At 34.8% G+C, this 21,106-nt stretch carries 9 protein-coding genes; all 9 read right to left on the bottom strand.

Annotated elements, in window-relative coordinates; all coding sequences use genetic code 11:
* Positions 1-24 precede the first annotated feature (24 nt).
* The 9 genes from BOW57_RS07030 to BOW57_RS20855 all read right to left on the bottom strand — a co-directional run bounded on the left by BOW57_RS07030 (position 25) and on the right by BOW57_RS20855 (position 21,060).
* Positions 25-2,037 (bottom strand): RagB/SusD family nutrient uptake outer membrane protein, encoded by a 2,013-nt coding sequence (locus BOW57_RS07030; RefSeq protein ID WP_129053537.1) that lies wholly within the window; start codon positions 2,035-2,037, stop codon positions 25-27.
* 21 nt (positions 2,038-2,058) lie between these two features.
* Positions 2,059-5,277 carry a SusC/RagA family TonB-linked outer membrane protein gene (locus BOW57_RS07035; RefSeq protein WP_089054806.1) on the bottom strand — a complete coding sequence of 1,073 codons (3,219 nt, stop codon included), beginning with the start codon at positions 5,275-5,277 and terminating at the stop codon, positions 2,059-2,061.
* A 692-nt stretch (positions 5,278-5,969) separates the two neighbouring features.
* The gene (locus BOW57_RS07040; RefSeq protein ID WP_129053538.1) at positions 5,970-6,956 is read right to left on the bottom strand and encodes a pectinesterase family protein; all 987 of its coding nucleotides are present in this window, start codon (positions 6,954-6,956) and stop codon (positions 5,970-5,972) included.
* Positions 6,957-7,065: 109 nt separating this feature from the next.
* Complete coding sequence (locus BOW57_RS07045; protein WP_129053539.1) at positions 7,066-9,084, bottom strand: glycoside hydrolase family 127 protein; 2,019 nt, start codon at positions 9,082-9,084, stop codon at positions 7,066-7,068.
* Positions 9,085-9,274: 190 nt separating this feature from the next.
* Complete coding sequence (locus BOW57_RS07050) at positions 9,275-11,734, bottom strand: polysaccharide lyase family 1 protein (RefSeq protein WP_129053540.1); 2,460 nt, start codon at positions 11,732-11,734, stop codon at positions 9,275-9,277.
* Positions 11,735-11,740: 6 nt separating this feature from the next.
* Positions 11,741-14,071 carry a DUF5703 domain-containing protein gene (locus tag BOW57_RS07055; RefSeq protein ID WP_129053541.1) on the bottom strand — a complete coding sequence of 777 codons (2,331 nt, stop codon included), beginning with the start codon at positions 14,069-14,071 and terminating at the stop codon, positions 11,741-11,743.
* Positions 14,072-14,333: 262 nt separating this feature from the next.
* Complete coding sequence (locus BOW57_RS07060) at positions 14,334-15,758, bottom strand: sialate O-acetylesterase (protein ID WP_129053542.1); 1,425 nt, start codon at positions 15,756-15,758, stop codon at positions 14,334-14,336.
* A gap of 403 nt (positions 15,759-16,161) precedes the next feature.
* Entirely contained in the window at positions 16,162-19,551 is a 3,390-nt protein-coding gene (locus BOW57_RS07065; RefSeq protein ID WP_129053543.1) for a glycosyl hydrolase, read from the bottom strand.
* Positions 19,552-19,809: 258 nt separating this feature from the next.
* Positions 19,810-21,060, bottom strand: a complete 1,251-nt coding sequence (locus tag BOW57_RS20855; RefSeq protein WP_241687407.1) for a beta-galactosidase domain 4-containing protein — start codon at positions 21,058-21,060, stop codon at positions 19,810-19,812.
* Between the last annotated feature and the right edge of the window lie 46 nt (positions 21,061-21,106).

Genomic DNA, 21,106 nt, shown 5'->3' on the forward strand with positions numbered 1-21,106 from the left:
GACTGTTTTTTGTATTATAAACTATTATTTAAGTGGGTCAAATGATCCGCCCCATCCTTGAGTTTGCTCTAAATATGGAGAAGAATCTAATAATGATTGATAAATTCCGAAGAAATAGTATTCATTGTACCATGTAAACTTCCAATTGTTTGTTGTAGGATCTAAATTATCTCTTTCTACAATTTTAAAATAATTGGTATACATATAATCTAAATACGCATCAAAATTTGCCAATGTCGTTCCGTTTATTGTTACAGGAAACGAAGCTGGTTCTCTATTAAGCACAGGTGCGTTACCCGTTGCTACATAAAATGGATCTGCAGTTCCGATGTAATTTGTACCATCAGCTTTTTTTGCTACAATATAATAAGCTGTTCTTCTTGTTCCATTCAATGGCTTAACTCCAAGTCTTGATGCAGTTGCACCAGCATCAAAAAGTTTCCAACGTCTTAAATCATAAAAACGCTTATTTTCGTATGCAAACTCAATTGTTCTTTCGTTTAATACTGCTGCAAAATGCTGATCTCTTGAACTTACCGCAGCCAAACCATAATGTCCGTCACCATTTGTAATTCCTGCACGAGCTCTAACTGATTCGATCAAAGTTTTTCCTTCTGCCAAACTACCAATACCAATTGCACTTTCAGCCAAATTCAAAACAACTTCAGCAAAACGCATTTCCATATAATCAGTTCCGCTGTTCAAATATCCTGCAGAACTGCTTGATGCTTCATTTGTTGCTTTTCTAAGATAAATTCCACTTGAGTTAGCTCCTAATGTCTCTGTAAATTTATCAGGATTTGGTGCTGCTGTAGTTGGCGCTTTACTATACCAGCTATATGTCCATTGTTTAAATGCTGTATTTTCAGCATATTTCCAAGTTGCACCATTGTATGCAAAAGTTTTATAAAATCTAGGATCTCTATTTTTATAGAATAATACAGGATTGTAAGCTGGATTTCCAACTATACTTTTACCATCTGCCATAGGAAAAACATCAACCATTTGTTTGGTAGGTGAAATAGCTCCATTTCCTCCTGATGCTTTAGATCTTACTGCTCTTTCCCATCCATTATTTTTTTGAGCATTTACTATTGTTGAATTGTTAAATCCAAAAACGATAACTGCTTCAGGATTTCCTACTTCTGCAAGCCACATATTTCCCCATGCAGTTCCATTTGCTGTTCCTCCAACTGAGTAAAGTCCTTTTCCATCTGCTTCTAAAAGTGTTTTCGCTTCAAGATTTGCATCATAGGCACGTTTCCATCTTTGTGCATCATCTGTTGGATTAAAAAGCGGACTTGCCCATGTTAATAACACTCTTCCTTTAAAAGCTGCTGCCGCTCCTGCTGTAATTCTACCCCAGTTTGCAGTAGTCCATTTTACATCTTTCAATAACTCTTTTGACTTATCTAAATCTGATACAATTTGTTCGATACATACTGATGTTGGGCTTCTAGGAATTTGAGAAACGGTAGATCCTTCATCAATAATAGGATTTTGAGCTGTTAAAACAATTGGCACACCACCATACAGTTTTACCATTTCATAATATTGATAGGCTCTCCAGAAATACATCTGTCCTTTCAGCGGATTTTTATCTGCATCAGCCATTCCGTTTTTATCAATTTGCTCTAAGAAGATATTAATCTGTCTTAATCTCGTCCATGTATTGTTTGCAATACTCGAAGAGACTCTGCTTCCAATGTAAGGAAGACAGTTTGCATTGTTTGGAGAAATAGTTGCCCAAATTTTATTCCAGTTTACTTCGCCTGTTAACTCTTCGGTTGTCTGCGAAAAATCGTCATTTCCTCCAGCTGCTAAATCCCATGTATTAACTGCTGCATTATTTCCTGGCAAAAACAATCCATAAACATAATCAACATATCCAGTAGCTAATGAAGGAACTTTAAATACATCTTCATTTACACCGTTAAAATCTTTTTTCTCTTCAAGAAAATCATCATTACAGCTAGCTAAAGATAAAGCTGCTAAAACTGTAGTTAAACCTACTATTTTTATATATTTTATTTTCATAATATCGTATTTTATGAGTTATTAGAATCCTAAATTAAGTCCCAAAGAAATTGTTCGTAAAGTAGGATAATCTAAATAACTACCGTTAGCTTCCTGAAAACTATATGGATTATAAAGATTAAAAGGATTAAGCGCCACAAGATTTACCTTACAGCTATTCATTTTAAGAGCCTTTAAAGCATTTTCTGGCAATGCATAACTTAGTGTTATGTTTCTACAAGCGATTCTAAAAGAATCAACTTCCCAAAATTTAGATGCAACTGAGTTTATAGATTCAAAAGCTGGATTTGGCATTGATCCGTTTGGATTAACTGTTGGATCATATATATCATTCCAAATTGAAACTGTATTATCTACTATTTGCGGAATTTTAGTTTTTAAAGATTTTCTTGCTTGGCTTCCAATGTCGCTCCATCCATTTCCAAACGAAGCATTTACAACTGTATTCAAACTAAATGATTTATAAGCGAAACGCAAAGTAGTTCCTATAGAATATTGAGTATTTGCTTTTGAAGCCAGCTGTACTTGATCGTTTACATCTATAATACCATCTGGAGCTGCAAATTTTCCATTTCCTAAATACGCACCTCTTACATCTGAGTAATACAACATTCCTGGTTTAAGGTTTGCAACTGCTGTTCCAAATACCGAAGTAATATTATACTTACTCACATATGCATTTATATCCTCTTGAGTTTTGAACATACCTATGTAATCATATCCCCAAACTCCATTATCTGATGAATATCCTGGCTTAGGATTCCATGGTTTTAAGATGTCCTCATCATTAAAATCTCCTTTAATTACCTTATCTCCCGACCAGCCAAAACGCAAATCAATTCCATAACTTGTGTCTTTACCAATTTTATCAGACCAGCCAACAGATAATTCATAACCATATGTATCTACAGAACCATAGTTTTGTGCTGCTACTGTTCCTCCAATAGTAAAAGGAAGATTTCCTGTTTTGTTTAAAAGCAAATTAGTTCCTACATTATAATACGATTCTGCTGTAACGCTTAATCTATTGTTTAAAAATCTAGCATCAACACCAAAATTCATTTTAAGTTCATCACTCCAAGTTGCGTCTGGGTTTGGAGAAGCCTCCATTTTCCATCCATTTGTCAGGTCTGAATTTCCTCCAAAAACACCACCTTTATAACCTTGGAAAGTATAACGTTGTCTCCATAACCAAGCCTTAGTATCATCTTTTCCTAAAAGACCAACAGAGTATCTTACTTTAAGAAAATCTATAACTGAAGATTTAAAAAAGTCTTCTTTTGACATTACCCATCCAACAGAAGCCGAATAAAAATTACCCCAATAGTTTGCAGGAGCAAACTTTGTAGAAGCATCAGATCTAAATAAGAACTCTGCTAAATATTTGTCATCATATGCATAATTTACCCTTCCAACATATGATAAAGATCCTGATTCACTTTTTGTAGTAGAACCATCAATTGGCCCAGTCGCTGTATTAAACTGCCCATTTGTACCTTCTAGAACGTTTGATTTAAAAACAACTTCATTATTAGATGTTGCTTCAGATCTTTCTATTGCAAACAAACCACTTACGTTATGTTTTCCAAAAGTACGATCGTAAGAAAAGTTTAAATTATACTGTTGAGATAAATTTGTTGTATTTGAAAAATACAAACGATTTCCGTTATCATAAAATTTTGATCTAAGCGGTGGTGTTGTAATATCGTCATTATAAATATGACCATTAGTTCCCAAACCTGTAAATTGATACAAAGTGTATCCAGTACCAACTTGAGTTCCTCTGCCACTGCCCATAGTTCTAGCATATGCTCCTCTAGCCATTAATCCTTTTACGAAAGGAAATTTGTACTCAGTGTACATATTAATGGTCATTGTAGTAGCTGTAGTTTCAGCAAGATTATTTAAACGCTTAATTTCGTTATAGTGATAACGCTGATTACCGTCATTATTATTAGGAAGCTCCATTGGAAGTCCATTTACATAATTTGGAATATACGGCACGTGCATCAATAATTTATTGTAATCATTCTCTTCAACCTCTCCTCCAATTTTATTAAATGTTTTAGTTTGATCTGAGTAAAAACCAGACAATTGAATTCCAGCTTTCCAATTACTAGATAACTTAATATCAGTACCTGCTCTAAAATTCCACTTTTCATAATCTAGAGTACTTAAATTACCATTTTGTTTATAGTAAGAAACTCCCGCAAAATAAGTAGCTTTATCTGTTCCGCCACTCACATTTAAATTTTGTCTTAAGTTAAAAGAAGGCTTCCATTCGTCATCTAAATAGGTGTTCTTTAATGTCTTGAAATATTCCAATTCATCATCTGAAAAGAAATACTGAGGATCTGTTACAGGCTGATTGTAACCATTAGGTCCATTCATTATATTCACGTACTTTCCAAACTCATATGCATTTAACGTTTTTGTCTGGTAGGTTTTGTCGTTGGTACCGTAAGAACCACTATAAGTAAATTTTGGATCACCTTTTGTTCCTCTTTTAGTTGTTACTAAAACAACACCTTGAGCAGAACGAGCTCCATAAATAGCGGCAGCAGCATCTTTCAAAAACGAGATACTTTCAACCTCAGATGCGTCTAAGTTATCAAACAAAGTACTGTCGTTTAAACCTTGCGCGTCAATCTGTAATACACCATCAATTACATATAATGGATTTAGATTTCCACCATCTTTTGCTAATGAATAAGGCTGACGAATTGTTAAATTAGATTTTGCTCCAGGTCTTGTCGATCCTCCTGATACTCCAACTCCTAAAACTCGTCCTTGCAAAGCAGTTCCTAAATCACCAACAGGCAGGTCTGAAATTTCACTCATCTTAGCGGTCACTACTGAACCTGTAAGATGACTTTTCTTTTGACTTGCATATCCTACAACTACAATGTTTTCTAATTGATTTGAATCTTCTTCTAATTTTGCATCAATTACTGTTCTTCCTGAAAGAGGTAATTCTTTCTTTTTCATTCCAATAAAAGAAAAAACTAATGTTCCTCCAGCTTTTACTTTAATCTGATACTGCCCATTAAAATCTGTAGTAACAGTATTTTTTGTAGACTTTTCAGTTACGTTTACTCCAGGCATTACTCCTCCTGAATTATCTGTAACCGTTCCTGTCACGGTTACAGTTCCTTGACTGTTTGTTGTTTGAGCATAACTCAGCACACTCATCAGTGTAAACAAAAGAAAACTACATCTTTTTATAAGTGCTTGTTTCATAAATGTTTTTGTTTTGGTTAGGTTATTATTTAATGTTAGTTAGTCATGGTAAATGTGCCTCTTTATTTCTCTAAGATTCTAATGAAAACTTAAAGCAATAAAATTAAATGTTAAAAACACATTTATTTTTTTGTATCCCAAAAATATAACGATGATACATTACAACCGTCCTGCACTATCCTGCTTTAATGGCATTATCTAAAAAAAAGCAACTCAAAAAAACAATATTAATAAAAAATAGAAAGAATATGTGTGCGATATCGAAAATTTAGGCAATATGTTTACGCATAATTAAATAGAAAGATCGCAATTTTAAGAAATGCAGCAGTATCTTCATCAAAACTAAAAATTAGCTGTTAATTTTGTAAAATTACGCTGTGAAGCTCTGAATTTTAAAGCGTTAACTTTACACTTATAATTCTAATAAGAGGTTTTTACTTAGCTTTAAGAGTACATATTAGCCTAATAAAACCTACAAATACTACAACTTAAGTCTTTTGAATATTCCTTAAAAATTTCACAAAAAATATTTTTTTTTAAACGTAAATTCTGACCAATACTTTTTATAAGTGTAAAACAAACAAATATTCAAAATTATGTTCAAATATCGTTTGCCTTAAAAAACATTAAAATGTTGGAATGGTAAAATATTATCGAAAAGGAAGATTTTTTTTTATGATTGCTTTCTAATTTTATTTACTAGGATTCCATCCGTTTAGAACTAAATCCCTACTGTATTTTTTACCATCTGCTTTTTTTAGCTGATGTGACCACGCAGCTCTTTGAGATAAATCTTTTGCGCTAGATCCTTTACTTCCCAATTCAGCATAATACGCCGTTTTATCTTTATCGGGAAATCTGGTATCAATCCACGCATTCCAACCTTCTGGTGTAATATGAGAACCAATATCAGTATTAATGAAAACCGTTTGAGCGTATGGCCGCCAAGGTCTTCCTAAAAAGACTTTATCTACAGATTTGTCTTTTGCGCTAAGCTTACAATCAACAAAAACAAAACCGTAAGCTTGTCCCTCCGGAGTTGAAGCTGCCGTAATATAAGAATTGACTAAACTTTCAATCGTGCATTTATAAAAATAAGCTGTTGCAGCACCAAAAATAAAATCAGTTGTTCCGTTAATAAAACAGTTTTCAAAATAAGTTCGAGTATTTCCTTCTGATAAATAAAGCGTATCCTGATTCCCTAAAAGATTGCAGTTTTTCACAATAACACGATCGCTTTTAATATGAAGTGCCACCGCCTGTCCTACTCTGCCTGCCGTATTTTCAACAGTAAGATTTTCGAGTGTACAATCGTTTCCTTTAATCAAGAAAGAATAAGAAGTTCCTGTTCCAAACTCTTTTTTGCCAGATGCATCAACTTCTCTTAATGGTTTTCCCGAATAATCATCGAATGAAATAATAGTTTTGTTTCTGTCAAGACCTTTTAAAGTAATGAACGTTTTAGAAACTGGAATCTCCAATTTCTCGACATACTTTCCTGGCTTTATACTTATTATAACACGTTTTTCTGAATTGTCCTTGATATTGTTTACTGCTTCTTGAATGGTTTTAAAATCGCCTGAACCATCTTGAGCAACCGTTAATGCCAATTTGTTATCGAGCGTTTGGGCCGATATTGAAAGTGTTGTTACTAAAAACAAGGCTAGGGCATATTTCATGTTTTCCAATTTACTTATTTATCTTCTATTTATCCTTCTATGAGAAATTTAAAAATCCGTTTATAATCCGCGTCTTTACGAAGTAAATCCGTTTCATCCGCGTACAAACTTAATGCGACATCCAAACCGTCATTTCGCCTTTTCCTTTATTTCCCCATGCAAAATACGGAATCAATTTTACGGGTACAGCAGTTGCATCTTTAGACGAAAGCGATTTGTATAAAGTTTTATTCCAAGAATTATTCGAATTTATAATGGCTTCTGCATCAATACTTACTAAATTTCTATTACTCAACGTGAAATTGTTAGTTGTAAATTTCGATTTCAAATTCAAAGCCACATCATTAACGCTTATTTTAGCAGGAAGCTGATCCGATTCTAAACAATAAACCAAAGGCCCTCTTTTTACAGCAACCTGATTTTTAACTTCTTCTACTAACGGATTGGCTTCCATCAACTCGACTGGCATCGGGAAATTTATTTCAATAATATCTCCTTTTTTCCATTTTTGATTTAATTTCAAATAACTTCCTGAAATGATTTTATCATTAATCTTGGCATTATTAACTGAAACCGAACCACTCTGACTCCAACCTGGAATTCTTAAAAAGAAATTCTGCAAATCTTTAGGAGCTTTTACAATTTTCAAAGTTATTTTTCCATCCCAAGGATAATTAGTTTGCTGTTCAATTTCAATTTCTTCTCCGTTTAAAGATTTTGTTTTCAATTGATTACTTCCGTATAAATTTACATACAAACCTTCTTTTGAAATATTATAAGCATAATTTCCAACTTCGGCAACCGTTCTCGTTACGTTTGGTGCGCAACAATTTGATAAGGCGATATAACCTTCACGTTCATTTCCCCAACGCTGATGAAATGGCAAATCGTTAGAAACATTCAGCGGATTATTATACAAGAATTTTTCTCCTTCTAAATCCATTCCAGAAAGAACACTATTGTACAATGCCAATTCTACAATATCAGCATATTTGGCATCTCCAGTAATCTGAAGCATTCTCCAATTCCATAACACATTTCCAATATTGGCACAGGTTTCGGTATGAGCCGTTGCATTTGGCAGTTGAAAAGGTCTTCCATACGCCTGATGAATTTTCTGAACAACCGTTGGATCATAAGAAGTTCCATCTGGGGAAACTCCATCGTATAAAGAACCACATCCTCCCGTAATGTACATTTTACGATAGGTTACATCATCCCAAATCGATTCTAAATTGTCTAACAATTTCTTTTCTCCTGTTTCGGCATATAAATCGGCAACTCCGGCATAAAGATAATTCGCTCTTACAGCATGTCCCATCGCAGTAGTCTGCTCTCTAAATGGAATTCTATCTTGATTATCATCGGTTCCGTCATTTGTAGTTCCGCGAATGTCAATTAGATTATTAGCTAATTCTAAGTATTTCGGGTTTTTAGTCGTTCTGTACATTTCGACAATTCCCATGTAATGTGACGGACAAATTGCATTTCGAGCCAATTCTGGCGAAGCTTTTTTGTAGAAATCATATAAGAAATCTGCAACTCCTTTTCCAATATTCAAGAAGTTCGTTTTTCCTGTGGCACGATAATGAATGCAAGCTGCAGTCATTAAATGTCCCATATTGTATTTCTCAAAACCCAATTGTTTTTTCACTTCTTCTGGGCCTAAAGTTCCCCAACGTTCGTCGATTAAAACTGGTGTATGAATATAACCGTCTTTGCGCTGTACTTTCGCGAAAAGCGCAATGGCTTTATCCATTTCTGCGTCGAGTTTTTTATCTTTTGTTACGGCATAAGTCGCTGCCATTCCTTCAAAAATTTTATAAAAATCTCCATCATGAAAAGAAGGTCCTTTAAAAGCTCCTTTGCTTAATCCTGCTGCTATTTCAAAGTTTTTGTAAGCATGCGAAACTTCATCGTTATGATACAAATCCCACATGTACGGCAAGGTATTTTTGGTTTCTACATCAAATTGTTCTTTCCAAAATCCGTTTGTCCATTTTACATCTTGTAAACCTACGCTTTGTAATTTGGAATATGGACTTTCTGAATTTGCAACCAAACCTTTGTTCTGGGCAAAGATTACGGTTGAAAGAAATAAGGATGATATGATGATATTCTTTTTCATTTTGAATTTATTTTTTGTTTGCCACGAATTACACGAATTGCACTAATTTTTTCTTTTTCTTGCCACAGATTAAAAAGATTAAATTGATTTTAATACTAAATAATCTCTGCTAATTCTTTATCCCGATAGCTATCGGAGTGGCAAAAAACTAATTCGTGGAAATTAGTGTAATTCGTGGCTAACTAATTTTTTATTTTACAAAGAAACTAATAGTTCTGCTCATTGAATCTCCATCCGCATCTTTTACAGTAACGATGAAAGAAGCAAAACCTTTATCTGAAGCCGTAAACTGAATTTCTTTTCCTTTTAAACTTACTTTTCCATTTTTTACATCGGAGAAAGTATAAACAGGTTTGTTTTCAAAACCTTTGAAATAATCCGCTGCATTTAAAACTTTTTTATCTTTTAAATTGATGAAATAATGAGGCTGCGCCAGCCAGTCTAAATAATTATCCAACTGCGTAAATCCATCTTTATCAGTATCCTGATTAGCATCTGAAAAATCTCCTGCTGGAGAATTTTCATTTAGACCAAAAACCTTTTCCCACCAGTTTGGTAAACCATCATGATCAGTGTCCCAATCTGATGGACGAGTTTCTGACGCAAAATTTGGCCATCCTCCTGCATCCTGTTCGTTATCAATCATACCGCCTAAACCACTTTTGCTTCCTTTGTAAGTAAATGTTCCTTTTAAAGTTTCGTTTATAATTCGGTTATCGTGTTTATCAAAAAACGGCTGATTAGCACCAACATCAGAAAGTACATTTTTATAAGCCGCTTTCGCTGATTGCGTGTTTACATAAGAAGGAAAAAATGGTTTATCTACAAAAGTTTCATATTCCACTTTTTCTCTATTTGTTACAGTCGATTTTCTGCCTTTATCTTGAGATTTCTCATCGAAATAACCAGGCATAACATTTCCATCAAAATAATAACGCTGCATTCCTTTTCCAACGCCTTCATGCTGTGCATTTAACGCTACAAAAATTCCCGTTGAAGCACCCGGTTTATAATAATTATTGACAAAATTTACCTCGTTTGCACCACCGTCAGTTGTTCTTTTTCCCCAGTTGTAAACCACATTATTAGTAATATCCAATCTTCCTGTATAAAATCCATCGCCGCTTAGACCTCCGCCAATACTCCAGTTTCGTCCGTAATTATGAGATAATAAGTTATGATGAAAACTACCTATATCGCCGCCAATTGTAGCAGCATAACCGTGCATTTTTCCTGCTTCGTATTTATCATGTCCCGCAACGTTTAAAGCTTCCGAAATTAAAGTTCGTTGTAAAGTAATATGATGTGCACCACGCGAACTAAACGATTCATCAATAGTCCAGCTAATCGAACAATGATCGATAATACTGTAATCGGCACCAGTTAATCCCATTCCGTCAAAAGTGGTTCCGCCTCCGATTCTCACTTTTAGAAAACGAATCACTCCATCATTTCCCGTCAATCCAATTGGCGCTCTGCTAATCGTAATTCCTTCTCCCGGAGCAGTTTGTCCCGCAATAGTAATATAAGGCTGATTTGCCACTAATCTCGAAGCCAATTTTATATTTCCTGAGACGTTGAAAACAATAGTTCTAGGACCAACTTCCTGATTGATCGCATCTCGTAAACTTCCCGGTCCGTCATCATTTAAATTGGTTACTTCAATTACTTTTCCGCCACGACCTCCAACAGCATAACGACCGTAGCCTTCAGCTCCCGGAAATGCCAATTGTGCCGGTTTAAACGACCAAACATTTCCTAGAGTTACTTCGCCATTATTATCTACTTCATCCACTCTCCAATAGTAAGTTGTACCAGTGTATAAGTCAGAAACTGTAAAAGATTTATCCGTTAGTTTTCCTTTAAATTCTTTTGAAGCTTCTGTTGCGTTTTCTACCGCATTTTTATCTACACCAAAATATAATTTATGAGAGGCCACATTTTTTACAGCATCCCATTTTAAAGTTAAAGTTTTACCTGCTTCAACATGTTCATCTCTATTTTTTGGTTCTGGAGTACGAGCCTGATTCATCAAATTTGGCGTATCAATTTCAAAGCCATTGATTACAATCTGTTTTACAATATCAGGATTTGAAGTCGGATCAATTTCAAAACGAACAATTACATCTTTGCCTTTTTCAGCATTAAAAGAAATGTAAGCCATTGAAGCATCAACTTTAGCATTGGCTCTCTGACTTGCATTTACAGTTTCCTGAAGTTTTCCGTTTACATAGATTTTTATTGGAGAAAAAGTTTTCCCTGTAATCACATCAAAAGCATTATGAAAAGTCAAAAGTGTATGTTTTCCCGCTTTCAGTCCGCTTATTTTTAGTTCTAGATTTTCAGCCGTAACCAAACCATCACTTCCTAATTTATTGTAAAACGGAGCGCTCATCCCAACTTTATACCATTTTGAAGTAAAGTTTCCTTTTAATTTAAAATTAACTCCATTAAAACTTTTTTGGTCTTCTTTTCCTTCATTAATCACCCACGAATCATAACTCGGATCATGAACTTCCTCCAGTCTTCTCTGAAAAAAATCAAAGTCAACTTTTACAATTTGTTTATCAGCATTTACAACTGATTGTGCTTGTCCGTTTGCTGTGAAAAGTGCTGCCAATGCAAAAGAACACACTAATTTCTTTATCATTTTGATTTAATTTAATTTCGTTTTTTCTGCTTCAGATTTTCCTAACAGATTTATAATGTCTTTTTTTCTTTCTTCTGGAATTACTTTTAAAACCTTCAATTCTCCATTTAAGAGTTCGGCTTCAATTGTTGTATTTTTTTTGGCATGTAATTTAAAATGGACGTTCCATTCTTTTGGCCAAGCTGGAAAAAGATAAATCTTTCCATCTGCTTCCTGCAAAAGCATTTCCTGCATGCCAATCATTCCCGATCCACCCCAATTATGATCTGGAACCCAGTCAAATCCCGGTCCCCAGAATGCTGGAAAACGTCTTTCTGAATTAGCCATTTTCATTTTATTATATTTCATCGCTTCTTCCGTTAAACCTAAACGAGCCGAGAAAATATTATCTTGTTTCCATCCTATGTGACTTCTAAATTTTAAAGCATCTGGATCATATTTCCATGTATTTAAAGCTGTTTCTAAATCAGGTTTCCCAATGCCGTAAATTCCCCACGGATAAACAGGATATAGTTGTGGCACTTCCGAATTATTTACTCTTTCCCAAGTTTTGGCAGGAAGTAGAACTTTATGATTCTCAATCTGTCCGAAATTTAAAGGCGGAATTCTGGTTTGAAATGCTTTTAAATATTCTGAATCTTCTTTGGACAATTGATTACCTGAAAGGTTTAAAAGGTTTTCTGTAATAACTTGCAAAGCCGAAATTGTGCTGTTGGCATTATTCGCCATTTTATATGTTTCAGCTCCTGAACCCGGAAAAAGAATTAATTTTCCGTTTCCATCCAAGGCTTTTCTTCCTCGTTGTTTCGCTAAATATTGATAATGTTCATCAAAAAATCGAAGACAGCTTATAATAAATTGATTATATTTTTGAATATCTTCTCCAGCATATTCTTTCTGCTGCAACATCATTTGACAAAATTCTAAAACCGTATCCCATTCGTATTCGAGCCACGCATTGTATTCCATTCCCGAATCGTAGTCTGCGGGGCGTTTCCATTCGTATTCAGCTGGATTTGGTAAACCGAAGTTTTCTAATTGTTCTGTAAATGAAGCGCCGTTATGTTTCCAGTAAACTTTGCTTCTTAATTCAGCATTTTTTTGAAGACTTACGTAATAATCCAATTGTGATTTCATCATATCAAAATCACCGCTTTTTACCATCGGAAAATAAACCAATCGCTGATTTTGAGCCGTCATCGTTCCTCCGCCCCAATTTCTGAAATCGGGCGTAAAATTCAGGTCTTTGTTCGTGTAAACAGGATCAACTGTAAAAAGTCCGCCATTGAATTTTGTTGGATATTTTCCGTACGCATTACATCCAAGCACGTATCGGAACAATTGATAATTCTGCCCGATTTGATAAACCGAATCTTTAACAGTCGATTGATTTTTTTGAGTGAAAATAAAACTGCGATTCCAGAAATTATTCCACCATTTTTGAGTATTTTTTTCTGCCTGTTTTGTTGTGTTTTTATTGGCTGAAATCAAACTTTTCAATCCATTATTCCAAGTAGAAAAATCAGATTGATTGGTGTTTAGATAAATTTCTAAAGAATATTTTTTGGATGGTTTTACACTTGATAAATTAAAACCTTTAAAATCGGTATTCTGATATTTTCCTAAATACGTTCCGCTTGGTTTTAGGTTATTTCCTGTCATAAATCCACCGAAAGTCAGATTCGCAATTGGGTTCAGCATTTGCTCTTTAACCGATTCCATTTTTTGTTGTTTTACCGCTACGTCAAAAACCGTATTTTCTCTATTTCTATGATAGAATTTAACTCCATTATTTTCAAACGAAATAGAATCTTTATACGTAACAAGTTCTCCCTGAGGTGCCCATTTATAAGAATTGGCATTATTTTCTTTTCCTTTCGGATAACGGTTTTGATAACGCCAGCTTTCATAAGAAGCCGTCATTTGTAAGGCGTTTTTACTTTCTAAATCAACATGAATAATCGGTTTAAAAACATCCACCCAAAGTTTGATTTTAGTTTCATTCTGCTCAACTAAAACATATCCATCTTTTAGTTTCAGTTCCTGATGAAAACCTTCTTTTCCTGCAAATGGATTTGGTGTTAAAGTAACTTTCACTCGACCTAATTTCAACAAAGTATTATGTTCGTCAAAAGTCCCGCTTCGTGAAAAATAAAAATACAAATCACCTTTCTCGACCCAGACATTCATGCCAATATCACCGCCTCCCAAAGGCATAGATTCAGATGAATTATTGCTTTGTGTTGTCCAAACCTGATTGTAATTATCAAGCACAGGGATTTGCGCTTTAAGGCAAAGCGTTGTGAAAAGAAGTATAAATAGTATATTATTTTTCATTTTTTACATTTTCCTGCAATTCCGAAGCTTCGGGACAAAATCTTGGAGGTATTTATTTTTTTATTTTCTCTCGCAGATTTATTCTCATTTCTTGTCATTTCGACGAAGGAGAAATCTTCGCAAGTAACTCCGCAACGATAGTCGCCAATCTTTTTCGACTTTCTCGTGGAGATTTCTCCTTCGTCGAAATGACAAACTAGACGTTAAACTCATAAGTCAAACACCTACAAGTTTTTGAAAACCTTGCAGGAGCATCCGTATATTACCATTCGTCTGTTCTAAAAGAAGAAACTGGTAAACCGCCTGCACTAAACAATTCCGCTTTTGCGAAATCTTTCCATAAATATCTTACTGCCACTGGATTTTTCACTTTATCAGAAGTCAGAACTACTGACTTCCTTCTTACAACAGTTTTAGCTGGATAAAAAACTTTGTCTGCTCCTGCGATTTCAAAACCTAAAACTTCTTTGTCATAAGATGTAATTCCGTTATTAACATCATCAAAAGAAACCGTTAAAGCACCATCTTTTATTTCCATCGATTTGTATTTCGGACTTTCGAATTCAAAACCTTCAATTCCGTACGTTCTTGCCAAAGCTTGAAAAGCCAGACGGTTTCCTCCTTTTTCCTTGTCCATTGGATGAATGTTATTCTCTTCTCCAACATCCATTAAAACTGCCATTGCTGAATTCGGAATTTCCTTTGAAGCCTTAAACTGCGCTTCTCTCAAATAAGCCGAATTGTATTTTTCCAGATAATCTTTTGGATGAAATGAAGCATAATTAAAAGGCGCAATCTGAGCAAAATAAAAAGGAAAATCTCCCTGATTCCACAACGTTCTCCAACTACTGACCATTTTCTTCATTAAAGCGGTATATTCAGAAGCTCTTTCGTAATTCGATTCGCCTTGATACCAAATACAGCCTTTAATTCCATAACCAATTACAGGCGAAAGCATTCCGTTAAATAAAGTCGTTGGAACACGATTTGGATCTTTTGCTAATTCTTCTTTTGTAGTCGGAATTTTAGCGCTGGCAAAATCTTTCAGCATTTCTTTGTTCATCCAAGCTTCCATGCTCGAACCGCCGTACGAAACATGGATTAATCCAACCGGAACATTTAAAACTTCCTGTAAAAGCGATCCAAAATACCAAGCCGTCGCACTAAAATTGGATGTTGATTTTGGAGAAGCTTCTTCCCATTTCCCTTCAAAATCTTGTAAAGGTTCTAAAACCGTTGCTCTTGAAACTGTAATTAAACGAATGTTTTTATTGGTTGATCTTACAATAATTTCGTTTCCGTTTTTAACAGGTTGTCCTTGAAATCCTTTTAATGGCATTTCCATATTCGACTGTCCTGAGCAAAGCCAAACTTCTCCCAACAGAACATTTTTGATGGTTACTTTTTCATTTCCTTCTGAAACTTCAATTGTGTAAGGTCCGCCAAAAGAAATAGTTTTTAAATCCGTTTTCCATTTACCAGAAGCATCTGCTTTTGTTTTGTAGGTTTTAGAATCCCATGAAGTTTTGATTACGACATTGGCGTTTTTTTCTGCCCAGCCCCAAATAGGTGCGTTTGATTTTTGTTGCAGCATCATGTTATCAGTAAACAAAGCTGGTAATTTGATTTTTGCATTGATTTGAAAACTTGCTAAAATCGTTAATAATGCAATAATTGATTTTTTCATTTTAATTTATTTTTTATTGCCACAGATTAAAGGGATTAGAAGGATTTTTAATCTGATTTTTTTAATCTTGTTTTTTATTCTTTAAATTCTCAAAAGATATGTCGCTCCTCTGGAGCTAAACTAATCTCTAGACATTCTTTTCTATAAATATTTTTCTCTTCCAGAGCTTTTCTTCGTTGTGTTCAATAAAATATTCAAAATCAAAACACATCTTAAATTTTCGTTCTATAAAATATTTTATTCCTTAAGGACTTTTCCGTAAGTCCCAGAGGGACGAAATATTTATAGAAAAAATGATACCTAACACAAAAGCTCCAGCGGAGCGACATATTTATCTTCATTTTCTATTTTGTAGCCATTTAAAAAAAAATCTGTAAAAATCCTTTAAATCTGTGGCTAACATTTATTTCTCCTGTAAAATCACAACCGGTCCAAACAACCCTGCTTTCAACAACGGTTCTCCCTCTAAACGAAACGGCGCTGTTGTCCACGTTAATCTTTCTTCTTTTGGCAATTTTTGATCGCCGATTAATCTATTTGCCCAGGTATTTGTGACTTTAATTTCTATTGAATTTTTTCCCTTTTGTAAAGCTTTTGAAATATCAGTTTTGAAAGGGAAAGTCCAAAGCGTTCCACAGTCTTTTCCATTGATTTTGATTTCGGCAATATTTGAGATTTCTCCTAAATCCAACCAGATTTTATTAGAATCTTTTCCTTTCCAAACAAACTCTTTTTTATAAACTACTGTTCCAGAATAATACTTAATCTGATCATTATTTGAAGTACTCCAATCAAAAAGTTTATTTGTTTCTACAACCTCTTTTGGACCTTTAAATTCAGCATCAAACTGCAATTCCCAGTTTTCATCTAAAGTCTGAACTTTTTCAAATTCAGAAGATTTTCCATGTGCTAAAACTTCTTTCGTTTCTCCTTTAAAAATCACAAAACCAGATTCGTTGGCATCTAAAGCTATCGAAACAATTGTTCTTCCGTTTTCTATTTTCCAATTGGCTAAAGCCGAAGTTTGATCTGTTACGGGATTATACCATTGCGGAACTTTTCCTGCTATTCTGAAAGAAGCATCAAATGTTCTTTTTTCTCCTTTTTGATTGGAAATAAAATAAACATCTTCAGTATCCGATTTACGATGTGTCCAAGCCAATGTTTCGGCTTCCAAACGCTTTAGATTAGGAAAATAAATATCCTGAGTAATTCCGATCGAAGCAAAATCATTTCCTAAATACGGTAATTTGATAACTGTTCCTTTTCCGATTTTCCATGTTGATGAATTGGAATTATTCCAAATTTCATCAATTACATTCTGCCATTTCTTTTGATCGGCTTCTGATTGAATTCCTGGCTGAAAATTCGGTTTTTCATCAACAAAAATGGTTGCTCCGTCTTTAATCAATTTCAGTATTTTTTCGGCTGAAGCCAAAGAAAGTATCTTATTTGGTGCCATTTTATGACTTCCCGGAAAGAATAAAGCTCCATATTCTATTCCTCCATCAAACGAAATTTTTCCGTTTACTACTTTAGCTCTATTAATTAAAACATCAGCATTAAAAGAATCATATTGATAACCATTTAGCGGATTAATCCATTGTGATAAATCGGTAATATTTTTAGAATAGGTCACTTCTTTAGGCATTTTTGCCGTTGGCTGACCTTCATTTTCTAAACGGATTTTCTCGCTTTCCTGTCTTTCTTTTCCGAACACATTTGGGATAAACGGAACCAAACGATCTGGAACAAAAGAACGGGAAGGATAATCTTCGCCAATAAAAACTGCCAAATCAATTACAGGTTTTCCTTTTTGCAATTGAAACTGTACTCTTTGGCAATAATCAAACCACGCTTTTCCTGGTTTCCACCACGTTTGGTCTCTTTGGAAAAAGGTTCCAATATCGTCCAGAGTCATTCCGGGTTTTCTGTCCGTCCACGGATTATGCACAAAAACATGATAGAATAAACGGTTGGTTCCTAAAGCATAATTGCGGTCTGCTGTTGTTTTTAGATTTCCGGGATGTTCGTCCCAATCCATTCTCAGAGCCGTAAAAGATTCTGCCTGAATAATATCTTTTCCGTAGATATGCCCGCCAGAAATGGCATCGACCATATCAAAAGGTTTGTCGTGCGTTGGGCTTTTCAGCCAAAATTCTCCACCCGGATAATCAACATATTTATAATGCAACAAAGCATCACTCATCATCGTTGGCGCAACATTTTCTGAACTTAACTTAACGTTATATTCTTTGGCAATCTGAGCGACAGTTCCGTAGAAATTATCGGCAACTAAATCGGCAATTGTTTTTCTAACATCATATAAAACTTTCTCTGAAAAATCAGCACTTTCTATCGGAATTCCCGCCATAACGAGAAGATATTCTACAAGATCGTAACCACGTCTCTTTTTAAACTCTGCCTGAAAAACCGAAGACCAGTTTTGGCTTCCACATTCCCAGCTGTCAAAATGAAGAATTTCTAAAACTTTTGAAGCCAATTCAGGCCCAGCAGAACGAACGGCTTCTCCAAACCAATTATCTAACTGAAAACGAATTAATTCAGGATTAAATTTGTCAACTTCCAGTCCTTTTCCTGCTCCGCCAGTTGCATTTTCATGTCCTGTAGAAGTATGTCCCATTCGGATAATTTTCCATTTCTCTTTTGGTGCTTTCCAATTCAAATTTCCATCAGCATCAACAAAATTAGAAATATTGATGATTTCTGTTTTTTTGAATGCATCAGAATTTGGAATTTCTTTTTCAGTAGTCTGTGGAGTCAAGCGCCATATTGCTCCTGATTTTCCTTCGTAATTATTAATTAGCGACTGATTCGAAAGTGTAATTTTACTTACTTTCAGGTTTTGTTTCCACTTCGCAAAATCCAAATCTTCTGCTCCGGGTTCTGTCCCTTTTGGATCGTAAACAAATCTGAAATATTTTGCTGTAACTGGCGTAATGGTATGTGTATTTGGGAAATCCATATCCTGCCAGCCATGACGCGGTGCAATCAGTCTTTCGTGAAATCTAAAATGAACGCCGTCATCGCTCACTTCCACAATTAGACGTTGTGCCTGAAAATCTCTTCCTTTGGTTTCAATGACAATAGATTTACAGGTAAAAGGCTGTGCAAATTCGTACTGAATCCATCCGGCATCGGCAAATTTGAAATTCTCGTCTTTCTTAGGATCAGCCAAAAACGATGCATCTGTATTGTTTGATGTGGTAACTTTTGGCAGTTGCATCTGCGAAGTAATTTGGTATTCTTTAATCGGAATAGCAAAAGTGGCAATGTCTTTATAATAGTCTTTGTAATGCGCTGGAACTGGTAGTTTTGACGTAACTTTTTTTCCGCCTAAAATTTCAGTCGTCGACCAAACTACTTTCTGCATCGACATTTCTGGTGTAATCCATGGCCCGCCTGCAACGGCAAATCCGTCTGCTCCGTGAAAAGCTAGTTTCAAACCTAAACGATCTGCTTCTTTAAAAGCCCAATGAATCATATCCCAAAACTCCGGACTCAACTGCAAAACCGGCGGATCTATCAATGGTGGATTGGCTGGCCCTTTGATAGTCATTAAATAAGCACCCGCAATTCCCGCTTGTTTCATAGCTTCTAAATCGGCCGTAATTCCAGGTTTAGAATACGCCGATTTCATCCAATACCAATATACCCAAGGTCTTGAGGATTCTAATGTTGGCTGAAAGTTGGTTTCTTTTTTATGGACTTCCTGTGCAGAGACGAAGCTTGCTAAAAGGAGGATAAAAAAGAGGTGTTTTTTTTGAAACATTTTATTGCTTTTATTTTGTTTGTAAACCCGACAGGTTTTTGAAACCTGTCGGGTTTGATGTATTATTTGTTATTAAAAACATAGCCAATGGTTTCAGCCATTGGAGCGCAACGTGATTTAACGATACGTTTCCCGAGGTTGAAACCTCGGGCTATGTTTGATAATCTTTCTGCAGTTTCTTGCGAAGATTTCTCCTTACGTCGAAATGACAAACTTTATCTTTAATTTTTAGTTCTTAATTTTAAAATTATCAATTATCTAATATTTAAACTTCTTCAAACTATTTTCTAACTGATTTTTTGATCCACTGAAAGGCGTCAAATAAAAACTATACTCATAATTTCCAGACTTAATCTGATATTGTTCTAAAGGCTGTGCAACCAATGTCCAGCTATCGTTTCCTCCAACTCCCATTTGGATTAAATCGATGTTTACTGTTAAAAATCCCGGATCTTTCAAATCGTATGTATGACCAGATGAACTTAGGTTTTCCTGCGTATACGGCCATGCGCTCATGCTTAAAACTTTGGTATCGTTTACTACTAAAAATCCGTTGTTTTTCTGCGGAGTACTTAATGCCATCCATCTTACATCACATCGGTTTCCGTTTTCTTGTGGTTTTGGGTAATGTTCAATAAAATCATTTATTGGAAGCGAAAATCTCCCAACAAACGAACCGAAACTTCTGTCGCTGTAATTTTCTAGTTCTCCTTTACCGTACCATGAAATCTGGTCGAAACTTCTTTTAACTCCCATCTGCATTCCGATTTTTGGAATGTTTGGTAGTTTGTCTGAAGCTTTTAAACTGTAATCTACTTTTATTAATCCGTTTGGTAAAATGTTGTAGATTACTTTTACACTAGCACTGTCTTTTATTACTTCGTAATCACTTATAATCTTAATTTCAGAAGCTGATTTGTCAATTGAAATATTAACCAATTTTGGTTTTGCTTTGTACCATTGTTTCAACAACTTTTGCGATTTCCATCCACGTTTATCGTTGTCTGTAAGTGGTCTTACGAAGTTTGGTAATAATGGTGCAAAAACTTGTTCTTCTCCGTTAAAAATATAAGAACTTAAAGCTCCGTTTGTTTTTCCAATTGTAATATCAAAAGTTTTTCCTTTGATTTTGAAATCTGAATCGGATTCTGAAACGTTCAGTGTTTCTTTTTTAGATTCTGGAGAAACGGTTTCTCTCTTTTTCAATATAAACTGATCTTCCGCGACAGCGTAACCTTTTGAAGCCCATAGTTCCTCTTTTGAAAACTGGAATTCTATATTTAAAATATATTCGGCATCCGCTTTCATTTTTGGGAGATACGGACTCACATCTAAAGTTGTTGATTGTCCAGCCTCTAGTTTTAGTGGTTTTAAAATCTGAGTTTTGATTACATTTCCGTTTTCCAATACTTTTAAAACTGGAATATAACCTTCTAATGATTTAACAGCCTGACGATTTTTGATTTCTAATTGATTTCCGTTTAAAGTTGAAACCGCTGGCTGATACACCCATTTATTCTCAAAAATAGATCCTTTTGGTTTTCCATTAGAATCT

The organism is Flavobacterium sp. YO64 (genome assembly GCF_004119505.1).
Classification (GTDB): Bacteria; Bacteroidota; Bacteroidia; order Flavobacteriales; family Flavobacteriaceae; genus Flavobacterium; species Flavobacterium oncorhynchi.

What these genes read in the sequence shown, in the direction of transcription:
- BOW57_RS07040 (WP_129053538.1), bottom strand. Translation starts at nt 6,956, where the DNA reads ATGAAATATGCCCTAGCCTTGTTTTTAGTAACAACACTTTCAATATCG.
- BOW57_RS07035 (WP_089054806.1), bottom strand. Translation starts at nt 5,277, where the DNA reads ATGAAACAAGCACTTATAAAAAGATGTAGTTTTCTTTTGTTTACACTG.
- BOW57_RS07050 (WP_129053540.1), bottom strand. Translation starts at nt 11,734, where the DNA reads ATGATAAAGAAATTAGTGTGTTCTTTTGCATTGGCAGCACTTTTCACA.
- BOW57_RS07030 (WP_129053537.1), bottom strand. Translation starts at nt 2,037, where the DNA reads ATGAAAATAAAATATATAAAAATAGTAGGTTTAACTACAGTTTTAGCA.
- BOW57_RS07055 (WP_129053541.1), bottom strand. Translation starts at nt 14,071, where the DNA reads ATGAAAAATAATATACTATTTATACTTCTTTTCACAACGCTTTGCCTT.
- BOW57_RS07045 (WP_129053539.1), bottom strand. Translation starts at nt 9,084, where the DNA reads ATGAAAAAGAATATCATCATATCATCCTTATTTCTTTCAACCGTAATC.
- BOW57_RS07060 (WP_129053542.1), bottom strand. Translation starts at nt 15,758, where the DNA reads ATGAAAAAATCAATTATTGCATTATTAACGATTTTAGCAAGTTTTCAA.
- BOW57_RS07065 (WP_129053543.1), bottom strand. Translation starts at nt 19,551, where the DNA reads ATGTTTCAAAAAAAACACCTCTTTTTTATCCTCCTTTTAGCAAGCTTC.